19 protein-coding genes are annotated in these 16520 nt (G+C 71.5%); 12 read left to right on the forward strand and 7 right to left on the reverse strand.

Annotated elements, in window-relative coordinates:
* Positions 1-19 precede the first annotated feature (19 nt).
* Entirely contained in the window at positions 20-391 is a 372-nt protein-coding gene (locus tag DEJ16_RS13890; protein WP_110825860.1) for a hypothetical protein, read from the reverse strand.
* A 124-nt stretch (positions 392-515) separates the two neighbouring features.
* Between DEJ16_RS13890 and DEJ16_RS13895 the strand changes: the two genes are divergently transcribed.
* From DEJ16_RS13895 to DEJ16_RS13910, 4 genes are read left to right on the forward strand one after another with little or no spacing between them, the layout of a single operon-like run.
* Positions 516-1223: a hypothetical protein gene (locus DEJ16_RS13895; RefSeq protein WP_146232893.1), complete on the forward strand. Its 708-nt coding sequence runs from the start codon at positions 516-518 to the stop codon at positions 1221-1223.
* Positions 1224-1254: 31 nt separating this feature from the next.
* Complete coding sequence (locus tag DEJ16_RS13900) at positions 1255-1788, forward strand: SdpA family antimicrobial peptide system protein (protein ID WP_110825862.1); 534 nt, start codon at positions 1255-1257, stop codon at positions 1786-1788.
* Positions 1781-2686: a sporulation-delaying protein SdpB family protein gene (locus DEJ16_RS13905; RefSeq protein WP_110825863.1), complete on the forward strand. Its 906-nt coding sequence runs from the start codon at positions 1781-1783 to the stop codon at positions 2684-2686. Before DEJ16_RS13900 ends, DEJ16_RS13905 begins: the two co-directional genes overlap by 8 nt.
* Positions 2661-3125: a hypothetical protein gene (locus DEJ16_RS13910; protein WP_146232894.1), complete on the forward strand. Its 465-nt coding sequence runs from the start codon at positions 2661-2663 to the stop codon at positions 3123-3125. Before DEJ16_RS13905 ends, DEJ16_RS13910 begins: the two co-directional genes overlap by 26 nt.
* A 45-nt stretch (positions 3126-3170) precedes the next feature.
* Here DEJ16_RS13910 and DEJ16_RS13915 read toward each other — a convergent pair whose 3' ends face one another.
* Positions 3171-4274, reverse strand: a complete 1104-nt coding sequence (locus DEJ16_RS13915; protein WP_110825865.1) for an SDR family oxidoreductase — start codon at positions 4272-4274, stop codon at positions 3171-3173.
* A gap of 186 nt (positions 4275-4460) precedes the next feature.
* Positions 4461-5948: an LCP family protein gene (locus DEJ16_RS13920; RefSeq protein ID WP_110825866.1), complete on the reverse strand. Its 1488-nt coding sequence runs from the start codon at positions 5946-5948 to the stop codon at positions 4461-4463.
* An 80-nt stretch (positions 5949-6028) separates the two neighbouring features.
* Between DEJ16_RS13920 and DEJ16_RS13925 the strand changes: the two genes are divergently transcribed.
* Positions 6029-6271 (forward strand): hypothetical protein, encoded by a 243-nt coding sequence (locus DEJ16_RS13925; protein ID WP_146232895.1) that lies wholly within the window; start codon positions 6029-6031, stop codon positions 6269-6271.
* Positions 6272-6468: 197 nt separating this feature from the next.
* Here DEJ16_RS13925 and DEJ16_RS13930 read toward each other — a convergent pair whose 3' ends face one another.
* Genes DEJ16_RS13930 through DEJ16_RS13940 form a run of 3 tightly spaced genes read right to left on the reverse strand, consistent with a single transcriptional unit; the run spans position 6469 to position 7981 of the window.
* Entirely contained in the window at positions 6469-7053 is a 585-nt protein-coding gene (locus tag DEJ16_RS13930) for a GNAT family N-acetyltransferase (protein WP_110825868.1), read from the reverse strand.
* A gap of 47 nt (positions 7054-7100) precedes the next feature.
* A complete protein-coding gene (locus tag DEJ16_RS13935) occupies positions 7101-7481 on the reverse strand; it encodes a hypothetical protein (RefSeq protein ID WP_110825869.1) in 381 nt (126 codons plus the stop codon).
* A complete protein-coding gene (locus DEJ16_RS13940) occupies positions 7478-7981 on the reverse strand; it encodes a hypothetical protein (RefSeq protein WP_110825870.1) in 504 nt (167 codons plus the stop codon). Before DEJ16_RS13940 ends, DEJ16_RS13935 begins: the two co-directional genes overlap by 4 nt.
* A 166-nt stretch (positions 7982-8147) precedes the next feature.
* On the opposite strand from DEJ16_RS13940, the gene DEJ16_RS13945 reads away from it, so the two are divergent.
* From DEJ16_RS13945 to DEJ16_RS13965, 5 genes are all read left to right on the forward strand, one after another.
* The gene (locus DEJ16_RS13945; RefSeq protein ID WP_110825871.1) at positions 8148-8687 is read left to right on the forward strand and encodes an RNA polymerase sigma factor; all 540 of its coding nucleotides are present in this window, start codon (positions 8148-8150) and stop codon (positions 8685-8687) included.
* Positions 8677-9516, forward strand: a complete 840-nt coding sequence (locus DEJ16_RS13950) for a hypothetical protein (protein WP_146232896.1) — start codon at positions 8677-8679, stop codon at positions 9514-9516. Before DEJ16_RS13945 ends, DEJ16_RS13950 begins: the two co-directional genes overlap by 11 nt.
* A 163-nt stretch (positions 9517-9679) precedes the next feature.
* The gene (locus DEJ16_RS13955; RefSeq protein ID WP_110825873.1) at positions 9680-11230 is read left to right on the forward strand and encodes an MFS transporter; all 1551 of its coding nucleotides are present in this window, start codon (positions 9680-9682) and stop codon (positions 11228-11230) included.
* A gap of 88 nt (positions 11231-11318) precedes the next feature.
* Positions 11319-12137 (forward strand): SDR family oxidoreductase, encoded by an 819-nt coding sequence (locus DEJ16_RS13960; protein ID WP_110825874.1) that lies wholly within the window; start codon positions 11319-11321, stop codon positions 12135-12137.
* A 256-nt stretch (positions 12138-12393) separates the two neighbouring features.
* Positions 12394-12936, forward strand: a complete 543-nt coding sequence (locus DEJ16_RS13965; RefSeq protein WP_110825875.1) for a hypothetical protein — start codon at positions 12394-12396, stop codon at positions 12934-12936.
* 38 nt (positions 12937-12974) lie between these two features.
* Here DEJ16_RS13965 and DEJ16_RS13970 read toward each other — a convergent pair whose 3' ends face one another.
* On the reverse strand, positions 12975-13589 hold the full coding sequence (locus tag DEJ16_RS13970; RefSeq protein ID WP_110826034.1) for a CoA pyrophosphatase: 615 nt from the start codon (positions 13587-13589) through the stop codon (positions 12975-12977).
* Positions 13590-13818: 229 nt separating this feature from the next.
* Between DEJ16_RS13970 and DEJ16_RS13975 the strand changes: the two genes are divergently transcribed.
* Positions 13819-14583 (forward strand): ABC transporter ATP-binding protein, encoded by a 765-nt coding sequence (locus DEJ16_RS13975; protein WP_110825876.1) that lies wholly within the window; start codon positions 13819-13821, stop codon positions 14581-14583.
* Positions 14580-16517, forward strand: coding sequence for an ABC transporter permease (locus DEJ16_RS13980; RefSeq protein ID WP_110825877.1), 1938 nt, complete (start codon positions 14580-14582; stop codon positions 16515-16517). Before DEJ16_RS13975 ends, DEJ16_RS13980 begins: the two co-directional genes overlap by 4 nt.
* Positions 16518-16520: the final 3 nt, after the last annotated feature.

The raw sequence follows: 16520 nt of genomic DNA on the forward strand, positions 1-16520 counted from the left end.
GTCCGGTGGGCCACCGGCGTCAGGCCGGATCGACTCCGGCAGCGTGGAGGAACTCCGCCACGAGGTCGACGACCGCGGCGTACGCCGAGTCCGCGTCCGTGAAGTCGGGAGCGGTCGCCTCCAGCCGGCCGTCGACGAAGCGGTCCGCGTCGGCCCAGCCACCGGTCCACACGACGAGCTCGAGTTCGTCGGAGCCCCGCCACAGCCGGAGACCCAGCGACTCCGGCGACGACACACGGGAGCGGTGGCGCTCGATGGGCTGTGGCCACGCGGCGTCCTCGTCGCGCCACGTCAGAGGACCGACGGCGGCGGATCGCGCCCAGTCGTCCAGGTGCGGGCGTAGCAGCAGGGCGAGCGCATCGAGGTCGACGAGGTGGTCCACGGCGTTCATGCTCCCGGGTGGTGACGGCGCTGTCCAGGACGCGGCGGGTCGGGAAGAAGGCGCGGTGTCCTCGGACGGAACGGGCCGCATGGACGGTTCTTGACAGGTATCTGAATACCAGTATGTTAGCGGCATGAAACTGCACTCCGGGCTTGCTCATGTCGGCGCTGCTGCTGTCGTCATCGGTGCGCTCAGCGCGGGCGTGACGGCGCCCGAGGCGCCCTCTGCTCACGCCACTTCCACTCTCGCTCCGTCTCGTGCAACAGCCTGGTCGATGACGGAGGTCCTCGAGGGGCTGCTCTTCATGCAGGGCAGCTTCGGCGAAGAGCTGCTTCGCACTGGGGCGCTCGGGCCGCTCTCGGCTGAGCAGTCCTCTGCCCTCGAGAAGGCACTGGCCGAGCCCAGAGCCGCCGCGATCGCTCGTTCTGTCGTGTCGGAGTTGGAGCAACGGGTGCCTGAACAGACGGCAGCCCTGATGAAGGCTTTACAAGCCAGCGATCCCATCGCAGTTCAGACGGCCATGTCCGAGCTCGGAGCCGAACTCCCGAGCATGCCCACCTTGCAGGGTCTGACGGGTCATGCTCCGGCCGCCTCGTCGACGTACGTACCCGGCGAGATCGGGACGGATTGCGGCGTGCTGGTCTGGGTGGTCGCTGGCGCCGTGCTCGTGGTCACCGTCGCGGCGGTGGGGGTCGGCGTCCTGGCGCTCGCGTCCACTGTGGCAGTGGGCTCGACCAAGGTCGCCGGCGAGAACGCGATCCGACGAGCCACAGGTGCGACCGGCCAGGCTCTCGAAGACCTGCTGACCGCCAAGGCGATCGACATCTTCCGTGCTCGATGATCGAGTCCGTCGCTGGAGAGCATCTCGGACCGTGACGGCCTGTGGGCTCCTCGTCGCGGTCCTGTTCGCGAGCTACCTGCTGGCAGGTCGGCTCGGCGGAACGGCCGCGGTGCAGATGCCCGCGCAGGGTGACGTCGGAGCTCTGTTCTCCCGGATCGCTCCGCAAGGTTGGGCCTTCTTCACCAAGCCCGCTCGCTCAGCGACCCCGACCGCGTACACCCATGACGGCGGACGATGGGTCCAGATAGCGGGTCTGTCGAACGCGCAGCTCCGCTTCCTCGGCGGATTGAGCCGGGAGGGGCGTCGGCAGGGCGTGGAGATGGCGTCCGTCCTCACCGGGATCCCGAGGAAAGCATGGCGGGAGTGCGATGGCAGGGATCTGCCGCAGTGCGTCAGCGGTCAGCGACGGCAGTCCGTCCTGAATCCGCTTCCCCATCCCACGCTCTGCGGCAACGTCGTTCTGGCAGCGACGAAGCCGACGCCCTGGGAGTGGCGGTACATCTCCAACGAAGGCACATACGTCAGCGAGGCGATCGCGCTCGAGGTGCGTTGCCGACATGCCTGATCGCAGAAGGTGGACGATCCCCTACCCGTGGGGAGCGGGGCTCGGAGTTGCCAGAAGTGTGCTCTACGCCGGGATGGCGCTGACTCTGCTCATGAACCCCGCATGGATCCTGTTCACGGTCAGCACTGCTCAGCCGGAAGTGCCGGTCTGTGACTCGTACAACGGCTGGGCGTTGTTCTGCTTGTTCGATCAACACCTCGACGTCGCTCGCGTTCTTGCAGGTTCGTGCCTTCTGGTCTTCGCCAGTGGCGTTCTCCCGTGGCTCACGGCCGTACCGGCGGCCTACTTGATCGTGAGCGCGAGTGTGACGATGACGTTGGGCGACGGGGGCGACCAGCTCTACGGGATCCTCGGCCTTCTGCTGCTTCCGCTCAGCTGCACGGACTGGCGCCGGACCTCGTGGTCGAGTAGAACATCGGATCGATGTGCTGCAGGACGCGGCAGCCTGGCGTTCGTGGGATGGGCGCTCGTTCGATCGCAGATCTTCGTCGTCTACCTCGAGGCATCCGTCGGAAAGCTCGCGGTACCGGAGTGGGCGAACGGGACCGCGCTCTACTACTGGCTCCGCAGTCCGACCTTCGGTCCGGGGCCGCTGCTCGCTCCGGTGATCCAGGCGGCGACCATTGCGCCGCTCATCGCTGGTCCCGCGACCTTCCTGGTCATCGCACTCGAGTTCGTCCTCGCCATGGGACCGCTCTTCGCTCCCAGGGTCCGGCGCTGTCTCCTCGTGCTCGGGCTGATCCTCCACGGCGCCATCGTGCTCGTCATGGGCATCACCTCGTTCTCGCTGGTGATGGCGGCTGCGCTCCTCCTGCACCTGGTCCCTACGAACGCCTCCTACGGAGACATCTTCCCGAGAAAGCGAGACTGGTTTGTCGCTCGACAGCACGCAGATTGAGTTACGCGATCGCATCGCAGCACCATTCGCAGTCCGAGTGCTCGGGACCGCGGTCGGCGCTCTCGCTGGCGGGATCATCATCACCAACGCAGTCACCGGCTTCGACGCCGAGACTTTCGTCGCCACGCTGGTCGGTTTCCTGGCGGGCTTGTCGGGGGTGGTCGCGCGGATCACCATCCTCGTGACCGGCGGAACGGTCCGCATCTCGTTCTTCCCGTTCCTCAGGGTCGCGTTCGAACTCGCGGAGATACGGCGAGCGACCGTGGTGACGATCGATCCTGTACGCCTCGGTGGTGTGGGAATCCGACGTTCTCAAGGGGCCCGCGTGCTCGCGATGTCCGCGGGCACGGGAGTTCGGCTGGAAACGACCCGCGGCGCGATCATCGTGCAGAGCACGATCGCGGAGCGCGTCGCTTCGGCACTGACGCCTGCTGGGTGAACGCCTCAGCGCAGGATCGCTCCGGACGATGATCGCGGGGTGCGCTCACTGGGTCGGCACGGGCAGGATCCGGCGCCGCCCCAGGTCGTCGAGGAGCTCCACGAGCCGGTCCGCCGAGTCGTGGCACTCCCCGAACCCGGCCTGCCGGATCTTGATGAGGGAGGAGACGTTGTCCCACGTCGAGTTCAGGATCATGTCGGCGAACCGCCAGTCGACGAGGTCGGCGTAGGGCGTGGCGACGAGCCCGTGCCGCTCCACCATCCGCTGCCACAGGTCCTCGCGGGAGGGCATGACCTGTGCGAGTTCCATCGACTGCGGCTCGGCGAGGTCGAGGCCGTGGTGGTCGGCCAGGCGCTCGAACAGGTGGCTCCAGCGCACCACGTCGCCGTTCGTGACGTTGAACGCCTCTCCGGCCGCAGCGGGGGTCGTGCCCGCCCAGTCGGTGGCGCGGGCGAGGAGCTCGGCGTCCGTCATCTGGTAGAAGATGCCGTCGTAGGTGGTGCGGGCGCCGGGGAACCGCAGCGGCAGCCCGAGCTCCTTCGTCATGCTGACGTACGTCCCGATCGCCATGAGCAGGTTCATGGGCGTGCCCTGCGCGTACCCGATCACGGCCTCGGGGCGGAGCACGGTCATCGCGAACCCTTGGGACGCCGCGCGCTCGCGGAGCAGGTCCTCCTGGTCGTAGTAGAAGTTCGGGACCATGAGTCGCGGGTCGTCCTCCTTCGCCGGTGTCCTGAACCGGCCGAGGTGTGCGCCGTAGTACTTCATGCCCTGGTAGAGGGTGACGTGGCGGAGTGGTGCATCGAGCCGATCCAGGGCGTCGAGCGTGTTCTCGAGGAGCGCGACGTTCGGGGCGATTTGCTCGGCGAGATCGGCGTGCTCCACGTAGGCGGCGAACGCGAGGCGCGTGGTGTCGGCGGCCAGCCGGAGTCCGTCGACCGCTGCGTCCGCGTCGGACAGGTCGACGGGCAGGTGGTCCCAGCCGGACACGGGGCCCTGCGGAGCGCGGCGACTGGCACCTCGCGTGCGGACACCACTGCGGGCGAAGTGCTCCACGACGCTGCGCCCGACGACGCCGCCAGCCCCGACGACGAGGACCGCGTCGCTGTCGTCGGCTGGTGTCCCGGAGGCGGGGGATCCGTCGTCCATGGTGCTGCTCCTGTCGGGTGGCGAACGCGGCGCGGCTCCTGCCGCGCCGGTGCCGATCCTGCCCCGCCGACCCCGGCCGGAGCCCAGGAACGGCTGGCACCCAGGAACGGCCGGCGCCGAGGAACGGCCGGCACCGAGGAACGGCCGGACGGGAGGCGGTGGTCCCTCCGCGTCGACCCGTGCCGGTCAGTTGATGCAGGTGCCCTTCGCCCCATACGCGTCGCCGACCGGCTTCGACGGTGCGGGTGCGGGTTCGGCTGCGTGGCTCGCAGCGGAGGGTGCTGCTGCCGGCGCGCTGCTCGCTCCGCCAGCCGGTGCCGGTGCAGGTGTCGAGACGGTGTGCCCGTCGGTGCCGAGGACGAGCGTCACCCCGCTCACCGTCGTCGACATGACCGGCGTGGCGCCGGGCACGACCGCTGCGACCGCTTTCGCCTGCGCTTCCGCTCCCGCGGGGTACTCGATGACGGTCGTGCTGGTGCTCGGGGCGTCGCCGGGCGCTCCGACGACGAATCCCTTCGCGGTCAGCGCGTTCGACGCCGTCGTGGCACCGCCCGGGGTCCCGGCGCCGTTCAGGACCGAGACGTGCACGGTCGAGGGATCAGCTGCCGACGCAGCGGTGTACGCGGCAGGCGGCCCGACGATGTCTTGGATGAAGGCGGGCATGGCGGCGAAGTCGACGGCCACCGTCGCGTACCCGTCGATCGTCGGGGTGCCGGCCGTGGGGATCGTGGTCGAGCGGATGGCGGACAGATCGATGTGGCTGAACGTCGAGACCAGGTCGGGGATGCTCAGTGTGTCGTCGACCTGCACCGCGTCGCCGACGCCGTGCAGCAGGTCCGCGACCTTCACCGGGTTCAGGAGCGTGCGCGCCGACAACGCCTCCCGGGCCTCCTGGGAGAGGAAGTACTGCTGTCGGACCTCGCGGTCCAGGTCACCGCGCGGCAGCCCGTCACGCTGCCGGACGAAGGACAGGGCCTGGGACGCGTTCAGGGTCGATCGTCCCGCGGGCAGGTCGACGCCGGAGTTCGTGTCGTGGGCCGCCTGGTTCAGACAGACGTCGATCGGCCCCAACGCCTTGACGAGCTGGTAGAAGCCCAGGAGCGACACCCGCACGAAGTGGTCGATGGTGAGGCCGCTGGTGTTCTCGATGGTCTGGATGAGGAGCTTCATCCCACCGGCGTCACCGCCCCCGTCCGCGGCTCCGTCGAAGAACGCGCTGTTCAACTTGAAGGTGCCGTGGCCGGGGATGGGGACCCAGGAGTCGCGGGGGAACGAGATCATCGTCGCGCTACCGCCGTCCGCGGGGATGTGCAGCACGATCATGGTGTCGGTGTTGGTCGCGCCGTCGTCGAGCTGGGTGCTGAGCTCGGCGAGTTCCTGGGGCGTGGCGTCGGCCGGGCGGTGGTCGTCCCCGATGAGCAGGATGTTCTGGGCCTTCCCGTCGGCGTCGTCGGCCGCGTCCTCGACCGTGGAGCCGTCCGCAGCGGACTGCGCGATGTGCACCTTGGTGAGACTCGAGTCGAGCTGTTCGTACGACCACGCCGCGTAGCCACCGGTCAGGAGCAGTGCCATCGTGAGGGCACCGCCGATGGTCGGCAGGACGAGACCACGGCGGCGCTGCCGCCCGTGCCGGACAGGGCCGCCGAGGGCGGTGGCGCGGGGTTCGGTGGGCATCGGGTTCCCTCGATCGTGTTCGGTGGCAGGAGGAGCAGTCTCACATCGGGACGATCCGGGGACATCCGTGGGACCACGGGTTGCGTATGTGGGTCCTCGCAGCCACGGGACCTCGCGGCTCGGTGCTGGCCATCGGTCTGACGGTCCTGGTCGCCCAGCTCGTCGCGACCGTCGTCAACGGGTTCACCGGGCTCGTCACCTCGCTGTTCCAGGCCGCTCTGCTCGTCACCCCGGCGATCGTGATGTCGATGGCGCAGGGGATCCTGTTCATCTCGATCGTCCTGCTCGGCGACCTGTGGTTCGGACTCGCGGGGATCATCTGAGCGCTGACCCTCACCGAGGTCCTGGTCGTCCTGGTCGTCCTGGCCGGCGTGGGCATCTGGCTGGCGTCGCGCGGCCGGATCAACCGCGGGCTTGCGGCGGGCAGTGAGGAGCGCGCGGAGGCCGCGCTGGAGCAGGCCACCGTGAGACGGGGTGCTCGGCCGGGAGGCGCGGGTGCGGCAGGCGGGGCCAGTGCCCCTCAGGGGCGGGTGCCGCTCCGTGCCACCCCGCTGCGCTCGCGGGCGAGCAGCGCGTAGCCGTCGAGCGTGGTCCACGCGCCCTTGAACCAGTCGGCGTCGACCTGCCTCGACTCCTGTCGGAATCCCGAGTGGGTCAACAGCCGTGCGACCGCGTCGTTGCGCAGATCACAGAACGCGACGACCCGGTGGGCGTGCTCGTCGTCGAAGAGGTGGTCGAGCAGAGCCGCCAGCGCTTCGGTTGCGATCCCGCGGCCCCGCGATGACCGCGCCAGGGTCACGCCGACCTCGAAGGTGTCCGGCTGGTCCTCGAGGCGGTGCAGCGCGAGGTCGCCGAGGAGCACGTCGGACCCGGTCTCGCGGACGGCGAGCTGCAGCCAGGACCCGGACGACGGGAGCCGCCCGTCGGGCTGATCGGTGACCAGGCGCTCGGCGTCCGCCCGGGAGTAGTCGGTGTCCCACGACTGGAACCGAGCCACATCGGGGTCACGTCGGTACTCCGTGAAGGCGTCGATGTCACGTTCCGCGAGCGGCTCGATGCTCAGGCGGGCGGTCGTCAGCGTCAGTTCGGTGTTCCTCGGAGCCATGCGCCGAGGCTAGCGGGGGACCGGGGCGGGCTCGGCGCCGGACAGCGTCACGAGGAGAAGACGAACGTCTCGAACCCGATCCACGCGAGACCGATGCCGACCAGGGTCGCGAGGCTCGAGACGGTGGTCGCGACGACGGCCGTCACCGGCTGCCTCCACCTCCGCAGCGACCGCACCGAGATCCACAGTGCGACGACGGAGACGGGCAGCGAGCCGATCAACACGAAGGCCTGCAGGGTCGCGCTGGCGCCGGCCGCCGCTGTCGACAGCTGCCCGCCGGCCTGGTCGAACAGGGAGGGCGGGGTGTCGCGCTGCGGGCCGAGCGCGCCGGTGGTGACGAGGACGGCACACCAGGCGATGACCAGGAGGATCGCGATCAGCGCGCCGACGTCGGGTTGCCTCCGATGCGTGTCCGCACGTGTCGTCATCGGCCGACCACCACCGCGTGCGCGTCGGCGAGGACATCGGTGTCGTCGTCGACGGACCGGTCCCGACGCGGTCCGATCCGACGCCACGTCGCGATCGCTGCAGCGGCTCCGGCAGCGATCGCGATGCCGAGGGAGAGCGACGGGTCGGCGCCCGACATCCACCACGCCATGGCGAGCGACGACGTCACCGCGCCGAGCACGCCGGCCAGTGCCGCGTGTGCTGCCGTGTGGACCGCGCGGGAGCGCACCCGCTGCAGTGCCCAGCCGAGCAGATGCGTGAACGGCGCGGACAGGACGGCGCCGAGGAGAGCCAGCGCGTCGGTGACGACGACGAACAGGAGGCTCCACCACACCCATGAGAGAGCGTCGGGAGCGGTGCCACTGGTGACGGCGACGATCGCGGGGACGGCCGCCGTGCCGACAGGGACGGTCACCGCGGCCATCCAGAGGAAGCTCCGGCCGATGAGTCCGACGGTGTCGCCGATGTCCCAGGTGTCCATGCACTTCACTCTGCGGTGCAGCGCCCGCGGATCGGCCGCGGTCCGCCGGAACGAGACCGAACAGCAACCTCGGCAGCACCACCGTGACGGCACCGACACGCCGGAGCTCGGAACTGCTCGTCAGGATCGCGCCGTCCCGGACACTTCCAGGTGAGAGGGGGCATCAGTGGATGACGACACCGAAGCCGACGCAGCACTGGCTCGTCGGCTCGCGGACGGGGACCGGACGGCGCTGGCCGACGCGTTCGACCGGTTCGCGCCGACCCTGACGCGCTACGCGTGGGCGCTGGCCGACAGCCGACAGGACGTCGAGGAACTCGTGCAGGACACCTTCCTCACGCTCTGGCAGAAGGCTGCCGGGCTCGACCTGGCCACGAGTGCGCTGCTGCCGTGGCTGCTCGTGGTGTGCCGCAACCACGCCCGCAACCAGGCCCGACGCTCGGCGAAGAACCGCGGGGACGAGCTCCCCGAGGAGCTCGCGGCACATCCGGATGCCGACGAGGCCCGCGAACGCCTGCGCTGGGTCCGCGACGAGATCGCAGCACTGGCACCCACCGACCGACGCATCTGCGAGCTGTGCCTGCTCGAGGGCCACTCCTACGCTGAGGCCGCGCAGATCCTCGGCCTCAGCGTCGGGGCGGTCACCCAGCGGGTCTCCCGCTCGCGCGCACGACTGAAGAAGGCGGTGATGCACGATGAACACTGAGCCCCCCACCGGAGACGACCTGCAGCGGATGCTCGTCTCGATGAAGCAGACCGTCCTCGACCGCGCCGAGGACCGTCGCCCCGCACCGCGCCGTCGCGGCCGACGTGCCGGCATCGCGATCGGCGTGATCGCGCTGCTCGGCCTCGGCGCCACGAGCGGGGCTGTCGCCCTCGGGATGATCCCGCAGCCCTTCGCCGAGCCCGCACCCACCTCCACGCCGAGCCCCACAGCGCCGGCCGTACCGAGCACCCCAGCAGCGGCACCGGTCCAGGAGGTCCCGGTTCCCGTCCCGACACCGACACCGACGCCGACGCCGACGAGGGGCGCATTCGTGCTGGACGACCCGTCGACGTGGACCATCTCGGCGAACGAGGTCGGACCGGTCGCCCTCGGCGGGCAGTTCGACGATGAGGTCGACGACCTCGGCTCCGGTTCCGTCCGGCCGCCGGTGGACGACGCGTGCCCTGCTCCGGGTCAGGGTGTCTGGACCTGGGATGACGGAACGAAGATCGAGGTCCTCTCGGATCTCGGGAACGTCGTCCGCATGGTCCGGGTCATCGGCGCCGACCCGACGGCCGATCTCCCCGACCCGTCACGGCCCGGCCCGAGGACCGCGGGGGGTTTCGGCCGCGGTGCGACGCTCACACAACTCCGATCCGAGTACCACGACCTCCGCCCGGCGAACCCGGCAGCCTCCGGTCAGTGGTCCGTCTGGCAGGCGTCCAGCGCCAGCGGGACGATCACCTTCGAGACGGGCATCGATGGGGAGACCGTGGTCGGCATCCGGATAGGGGACGAGTCGCAGCTGCCGCAGACCGTCTGCGACTGACCGACGACGGGCGGGAAGCGGCCATTGGGGGGCGCGTCCCGCCCGTCGTCACACCGGTGGGGCTGAGCGCTCGTTCACGGACGGCTGTGACAGCGCCGGGGTGTGGACAGGAAACGTCCTCCCTGCGGACCCCGCACCGTGACGCGCCTACCGTGAGGGCGTCATGACAGCCGAACACCGCAGACCCGCCGAGCCCGATGCGGCTCCGTCCGTCGCCCACCACACGGCGCACCACGCTGCGCCCGCCGATGCGTCGAAGCCCGCGCAGACCGACGACCGCAGCTCCGGCGACCAGCCGGACCCGAACCGCTGGAAGGCGCTCGTCATCTGCCTGCTCGGCGGGGGCATCGTCCTGCTCGACGTCTCGATCGTCAACGTCGCGCTGCAGTCCATCTCAACGGGGCTGCCCGGCACCACGCCCGAGGCGGTCCAGTGGATCCTGTCCGGGTACGCGCTGTCCTTCGGGCTGCTGCTCGTGCCCGGTGGACGACTCGGTGACGCCACCGGCCGACGTCGGATGTTCGTGATCGGGGTCGGCCTGTTCACCCTGGCGAGCGCCCTCTGCGGCTTCGCACCGAACGGCATCGTCCTGGTCGTCGCCCGTCTGCTGCAGGGCCTGGCCGGCGGCCTGCTCACGCCGCAGGTCACCGCGCTCATCCAGCAGCTGTTCCGCGGCAAGGAGCGCGGCACCGCGTTCGGCCTCTTCGGCGCCACCGTCGGCATCGCGACCGCGATCGGTCCGCTCATCGGCGGTCTGCTCATCACGGCCTTCGGCACCGAGAACGGCTGGCGGTTCGTCTTCTTCGTGAACCTGCCCGTCGGACTCGTCACGATCCTCCTGGCCTTCCGGTACCTGCCCGCACCGAACGGGGACGAGCGGGGGAAGAAGCACGACTTCGACCCCGTCGGCATCGTGCTCCTCGGTGCCGCCGTGGTCGCCCTGCTGCTGCCGTTCGTGCAGTCGCAGGAGTGGAAGGGGAACGCGAAGTGGTGGCTCATCGTCGTCGCCGTCGTGTTCGGCGTGCTGTTCGTCCTGTGGGAGCGGCACTACGGGCGGACGAAGGAGCCCGTGGTCGACCTGCGGCTGTTCGGCCGCCGGTCGTTCTCGCTCGGCGTCGGTCTGGCGACGGTGTACTTCGCCGGCTTCACCCCGCTGTTCTTCGTCCTGACGCTCGCACTGCAGTCCGGCCTGCACTACTCCGCGCTGATGGCCGGACTGGCGTCGATCCCGTTCGCCATCGGCTCGGGCATCGCGTCGACCGTCGGCGGCCGCGTCGTGCACCGCTTCGGTCGGCAGCTCATCGTCATCGGGACGATCCTCGTCCTCATCGGGCTCGGTGCGGTCGTCTGGGTGGTCGCGAACCACTTCGAGTCGGACCTGGGATGGTGGCTCGTCCTGCCGCTGCTCGTCGCCGGCATCGGGTCCGGGCTCACCATCTCGCCGAACCAGACCCTCACGCTCTCCGAGGTGCCGGTCGAGCAGGGCGGATCGGCGGGCGGGCTGATCCAGGTCGGTGCCCGCGTCGGCTCCGCGATCGGCATCGCAGCGGTCGGCAGCGTGTTCTACTCCACGCTCGCGAGTTCGCGCGGCGACTACGCGCAGGGCCTGCCGCTCGGCCTCGCGGTGTCGCTCGGGTTCGTCGCGGTGGCGCTGGTCGCGGGGATCGTCGACGTGGTCGTCGGGAAGCGACACGGCACCGAGGCGTCGATCTGACGCCGCGCACACTGCACCCGGATCCGGACATCGACGCGCACCGATCGGCCACGGCGTTGACTGGCCCGGTCACACGACTGGAGGACACATGAGCAAGACCTGGTTCATCACCGGAGCATCCAAGGGCTTCGGCCGCGAGTGGGCGGAAGCAGCACTCGAACGCGGCGACTCCGTCACCGGCACGGCGCGCAACCTCGACGACGTGCAGGACCTCGTCGACCAGTACCCGGACACGTTCCTCGCGCTCCGGCTCGACGTGACCGACCGGGACGCCGACCGCGATGCCATCGCCCGTGCCGCGGAGCACTTCGGGTCGCTCGACGTCGTCGTCAACAACGCCGGCTTCGGCCACTTCGGCATGGTCGAGGAACTCAGCGAGGACGAGCTCCGCGCCCAGCTCGAGACCAACCTGTTCGGCGCCGTGTGGGTCACCCAGGCGGCACTGCCGATCATGCGCGAGCAGGGCTCCGGGCACGTCATCCAGGTGTCGAGCATCGGCGGCATCAGCGCGTTCCCGACGGTCGGCGCCTACCACGCGTCGAAGTGGGCACTCGAGGGCCTGTCGCAGTCGCTCGCCCAGGAGGTCGCGGGCTTCGGCATCTCCGTCACCCTCATCGAGCCCGGCGGGTTCTCCACCGACTGGTCCGGCCCGTCGTCGAAGCACAGCGAGGAGAACCCGGCCTACGCTGAGGTCCGCGAAGCCGCGGCGAAGCGCCCCTCGGCGGCCGACCCGGGCAAGCCGGAGGCCACGCGGGCCGCGATCCTGAAGGTCGTCGACGCCGAGCAGCCCCCGCTCCGGGTGTTCTTCGGCAAGGCTCCGCTCGGTATCGCGGAGCGTGACTACGAGTCGCGCCTCGCGACGTGGCGCGAGTGGCAGCCCGTCGCCGAAGCGGCACACGGCGCCTGACCGGCTGCAGCATCAGGACGGGAGGCACGGTGGCGGGCGGGCACCGTGCCTCCCGTCCGTCGTGACCCGGCCACGCACGCCGCGGACCTGAGCCGACACCGGACCGCCGACGCGTACCGTCGGGGACACACGACGGAGCGACCCGGAACGCGATCTGCAGCCGGACCCCGCCGCGGGCACGGCCTCGCGCTGCTGCCCGCCCCCGCGCGGCCGACCGCCTCGCCGCGCCAGCGCCACCGACCAGGAAGCGACTCCCATGTCTGAGAACAACACCCTCATCCGCAGCATGCACGACCTCGGCCTCGCCGCCTGGTTCGGCGGCAACCTCATGGGTGCCACCGGGCTGAACGGTGCCGCCGCCGGCGCGAAGGACCCCGTCGAGCGCCTCACCCTGTCGAGCGTCGGCTGGGGCAAGTGGGCACCGGTGCAGCTCGCCGCGCTCGCGGTGCACGGCATCGGCGGCATCGGCCTCATCGTCGCCAACCGCGACCGCCTCGGCGTGCAGCAGGGTGCCCGCACGAACACGGGCATCAAGCTGGTGCTGACCGGTGCGGCCCTCGTCACGACCTTCTGGTCGGCCTCGGTCGGCAAGAAGATGGCCGAGCACGCCCGCGAGGGCGCCGAGGGCGCCACCGAGCCGAGCGCCGACGCGTCGGGCACGCTCAAGGCGGCGCAGCGGCAGCAGAAGATCCTGCAGTGGGCGACCCCGGCCCTCACCGCCGTGCTCCTCGTCATGGGTGCGCAGCAGGGGGAGCAGCAGCGGTCGAAGGCCGGCATCCTCGACAAGTGGCGTCGCTGACCGACTCGGTCCGTCGTGCGGTCGACGGCCCGACGCACTCATCGCCCCGGCAGGGCCACCACCCGGTCGTGGTCCCACGGCTCGGTCCACCCGACCCGGTCGAACAGACCGTCGAGCAGTGTCGCGGTGAAGCCCCAGACGACGTGCGAGCCGGATGCGGTGTGGACCGTGAAGGCCGGGCTGCGCCACTCCCGGCCGTCGCGGTGGAAGGCCGTGACCCCGCGGTTCGCGGGGTCGAGGAGGTCGGCGACCGGTGCGCGGAACACCGCGGCCGACTCCGCCTCGTCCACCACCCGCACCGGTGACGGCGCTCGCCACCACCCGAGCACCGGCGTCACCAGGTGCCGTGAGAACGCCAGCGGCACCGGAGCCGCGGTCCCGAGCACGTCGACGCCCGTGACGTCCAGGCCGGTCTCCTCACGGGCCTCCCGGAGCGCTGCCGCCACCGCGTCGGCGTCACCGGGGTCGACACGGCCGCCCGGGAAGGCGACCTCGCCCGCGTGGGACCGCAGGGTCGCGGCGCGCGCGAGCAGGAGCACGTCCAGGTCCCGTGCGACGTCACCGGCCCGGGCCGGGCGCTCACTCGGCACCTCGTCGAGCACGCCGAACAGCATGAGCACGGCGGCACGTCGCGGTGACGGTGCCGTGGGCATCCCGGTGACGAGCGGCGCCGCGCTCGGGGCGACGGCCGCCGCGAGTCGGTCGCGCGCGCTCACGGGGTCCTCGCAGCGGTGCGGACGGGCAACGTGCGGGGCGGGGTCACGATGCCAGCCTAGGCACCGGTCGGAGGCGCGGCTGGCTGCGTGACCCCCTGGCTGGCCAGGGGGTCACGGCCGGGTCCGCACGCTGTTCCGGAGGCGTCGGGACGGCTGTGATCGAGGCATGACAACGACCACCCCCACCCAGCCCCTCGTCCACCACGACACCGCGTTGGCGCTCCTCGGCGTCACCCGGACCCACGGCACCGGTGACGCGAGCGTGACCGCGCTCCGCGACGTCACCCTCGAACTCCACACCGGCTCCTGGACCGCGATCATGGGTCCTTCTGGCTCCGGGAAGTCGACCCTCCTGCAGATCGCCGCCGGCCTCGACCAGGTCGACTCCGGCCGCGTCGTCCTCGGCGGGACGGACATCACCGACGCCACGGACCACGAGCGCACGCTGCTGCGCCGCAACCGCATCGGGTTCGTCTTCCAGGCGTTCAACCTCATCGCGTCGCTGACCGCGGAGCAGAACGTCGCGCTGCCGCTCGAGCTCGCGGGCGGTCACCCGTCCCGGCAGATGATCCGCGACGCCCTCGCCCGCGTCGGGCTGGGCGACCGGGTGGGACACCGGCCACGGGAGCTCTCCGGCGGGCAGCAACAGCGCGTCGCGATCGCCCGCGCGATGATCACCGCACCCGAGGTCCTGTTCGCCGACGAGCCGACCGGGGCGCTCGACTCCACCGCCGCCCGCGTGGTCCTGGCGATGATGCGCGAGATGACCGACGCCGGGCAGACCATCCTCATGGTCACCCACGACCCGGCTGCCGCGGCCGCCGCCGACTCCACCGTGTTCCTCCGCGACGGCCAGCTCGTCGACGCCCTCACCGGCGCCGACGCCGCCACGATCGCGAACCGCCTCGTCAGCCTGGAGACGGGACGATGAACCGCATCGCACTGAGCGGCTTCCGGGAACGCTGGCAGACGTACGTCGGCGCGATCGTCACCGTCGCCCTCGGCGTCGGGCTCGTGCAGGCGTCGCTGCTGCTCCTGCTGTCCGTGCTCGGCATGCAGCCGGCGGCCGGCGCCGATGCGCTCACCCAGGCCCGGGCGGACGGCAGCAGGATCGTCGCGGTCACCGTCGTGTCCGTCACCCTCGGGTTCGCGGCCTTCCTCGCGGTGTTCATCATCGCGTCGACCTTCGCCTTCTCGGTCACCGAGCGGCGACGGGACCTCGCCCTGCTGCGCATCGTCGGAGCCGAGGTCGGGCAGGTACGACGGATGCTCCGTGGCGAGGCCGTCGTCCTCGGCCTCGCCGGGGCCGTGCTCGGCATCCCGGCCGGCATCGCACTGATGGCGGTGGAGACGCGCATGCTCGTGGCCGCCGGCTTCGTGCCGTCCGGCTTCTCCCCGTCCTGGCAGGTCTGGGTCGTGCCCGCGTCCCTCGCCGTCGGGATCGGCCTGGCGTCGGCGGGCGTCGCCGTCGCCGCGCGCCGAGCAGCGCGCATCGACCCGCTCGACGCGGTGCGGGAGACCTGCGCTGCCGCACGACCGATGACGCGGTCGCGATGGGTCGGCGGGCTGGTGCTCGCCGTGGTGACGGTCGCCCTGGTCGTCCTCGCACCCGTGGGCGGGCTCGCCGGCGCGCAGGCGATGGCGATGTCAGCGGGCATCACCGGCGCACTCGCGATCACGATGACCGCCCCGGTGCTCGTGCCGCTCGTGGCAGCCGTCCTCCCGCGTCCGCGTTCGGCGGTCGGGTCGCTGGCCGTCGCGGAACTCCGCGACGCCCGGACCCGCTCGGCCTCCACCGCCGCCCCGCTCGTCGTCCTGCTGGCCCTGGTGCTGAGCCAGCCGATCGCGATGCTGTCCTTCACCGACGCCGCGACCGCCCAGATCGCGCGGGGCACGGACGCGGACCTCGTGCTGCAGACGACCGGCGCGTTCACCGCGGACCCGGCTTCGGTGCCCGGGGTCGCGGCCGCGTCCACCGAGTGGGCCGTCCCCGTGCGGGTCCAGCCGTCCGGGTCGGCCGTCCCGGGGATGTCCGAGGAACTCGCGGGGACGCCGCTCGCCGTCACGACGGAGGCCCTCGTGGTCGATCCCGAGGGGTTCGCGGCGGCACACCCCGGTGCGCGTACCGCGATGCAGGACCTCGGCGGTCGGTCCGCGGCCCCCGGCCCCGGTGCGACCGGACTCGGTCTCGGACGAGCCGGGACCGTGGCCATCGGTGACCGTGCCCTCGGGGCGGTCCGGTTCGGTGTCCCCGTACCGGCCGGGAGCGCCGGGCAGGTCGGGATCGTCGTCCCCCGGGGCCTGGTGCCGGCGGACGTCCTGGCCGACAGTCCCGCGACCACGTTCGTCGTCCTCCGCCAGGGTGCGGACCGCGACGCCGTCACCGCCGCCCTCGCCCGCATCGGGACGGTGGCGGAGACCGACGCCTGGGCCGAGGACGCCGGGGCCGCCGGGCTCGACCAGAACACCCGCGTCCTGCTCGTCGTGATGGCGGTCGGTGCGCTCTACGCGGTGATCGGTGTCCTCAACGCCGTCGCGATCGCGACCTCCGGCCGACGCCGGGCCTTCGCGGTGGCCCGCGCGAGCGGGATGACGCGCGGACAGGTCCTGGCCGCGGCGACACTCGAGACCGTCCTCGTCGCCGGTTCAGCGGTCGGGCTGGCGCTCGTCGCGACCGCGATGACCGCGGCGGCCGTGCTCGCCGGGACGGCCCAGGCCACGGGAGCAGCGGTGCTGCACGTGCCGTGGCTCCTCGTCGTCGCGGCGAGCGGCGGCGGGCTCGTCCTGACGGGGGCGGCCGGGCTCGTGGCGGCGGCGGTCGCGACGCGTCAGGGCCCCGCGACGCTCCTGGCAGCGCGAGGATAGGCC

This window comes from Curtobacterium sp. MCJR17_055 (assembly GCF_003224335.1).
In the GTDB taxonomy this organism is placed as follows: domain Bacteria; phylum Actinomycetota; class Actinomycetes; order Actinomycetales; family Microbacteriaceae; genus Curtobacterium.

Excerpts from the sequence above, each read along its gene's own strand:
- DEJ16_RS13890 (WP_110825860.1), bottom strand. The coding sequence starts at position 391 with ATGAACGCCGTGGACCACCTCGTCGACCTCGATGCGCTCGCCCTGCTG.
- DEJ16_RS13895 (WP_146232893.1), top strand. The coding sequence starts at position 516 with ATGAAACTGCACTCCGGGCTTGCTCATGTCGGCGCTGCTGCTGTCGTC.
- DEJ16_RS13905 (WP_110825863.1), top strand. The coding sequence starts at position 1,781 with ATGCCTGATCGCAGAAGGTGGACGATCCCCTACCCGTGGGGAGCGGGG.
- DEJ16_RS13915 (WP_110825865.1), bottom strand. The coding sequence starts at position 4,274 with ATGGACGACGGATCCCCCGCCTCCGGGACACCAGCCGACGACAGCGAC.
- DEJ16_RS13920 (WP_110825866.1), bottom strand. The coding sequence starts at position 5,948 with ATGCCCACCGAACCCCGCGCCACCGCCCTCGGCGGCCCTGTCCGGCAC.
- DEJ16_RS13930 (WP_110825868.1), bottom strand. The coding sequence starts at position 7,053 with ATGGCTCCGAGGAACACCGAACTGACGCTGACGACCGCCCGCCTGAGC.
- DEJ16_RS13935 (WP_110825869.1), bottom strand. The coding sequence starts at position 7,481 with ATGACGACACGTGCGGACACGCATCGGAGGCAACCCGACGTCGGCGCG.
- DEJ16_RS13940 (WP_110825870.1), bottom strand. The coding sequence starts at position 7,981 with ATGGACACCTGGGACATCGGCGACACCGTCGGACTCATCGGCCGGAGC.
- DEJ16_RS13950 (WP_146232896.1), top strand. The coding sequence starts at position 8,677 with ATGAACACTGAGCCCCCCACCGGAGACGACCTGCAGCGGATGCTCGTC.
- DEJ16_RS13955 (WP_110825873.1), top strand. The coding sequence starts at position 9,680 with ATGACAGCCGAACACCGCAGACCCGCCGAGCCCGATGCGGCTCCGTCC.
- DEJ16_RS13960 (WP_110825874.1), top strand. The coding sequence starts at position 11,319 with ATGAGCAAGACCTGGTTCATCACCGGAGCATCCAAGGGCTTCGGCCGC.
- DEJ16_RS13965 (WP_110825875.1), top strand. The coding sequence starts at position 12,394 with ATGTCTGAGAACAACACCCTCATCCGCAGCATGCACGACCTCGGCCTC.
- DEJ16_RS13970 (WP_110826034.1), bottom strand. The coding sequence starts at position 13,589 with ATGCCCACGGCACCGTCACCGCGACGTGCCGCCGTGCTCATGCTGTTC.
- DEJ16_RS13975 (WP_110825876.1), top strand. The coding sequence starts at position 13,819 with ATGACAACGACCACCCCCACCCAGCCCCTCGTCCACCACGACACCGCG.
- DEJ16_RS13980 (WP_110825877.1), top strand. The coding sequence starts at position 14,580 with ATGAACCGCATCGCACTGAGCGGCTTCCGGGAACGCTGGCAGACGTAC.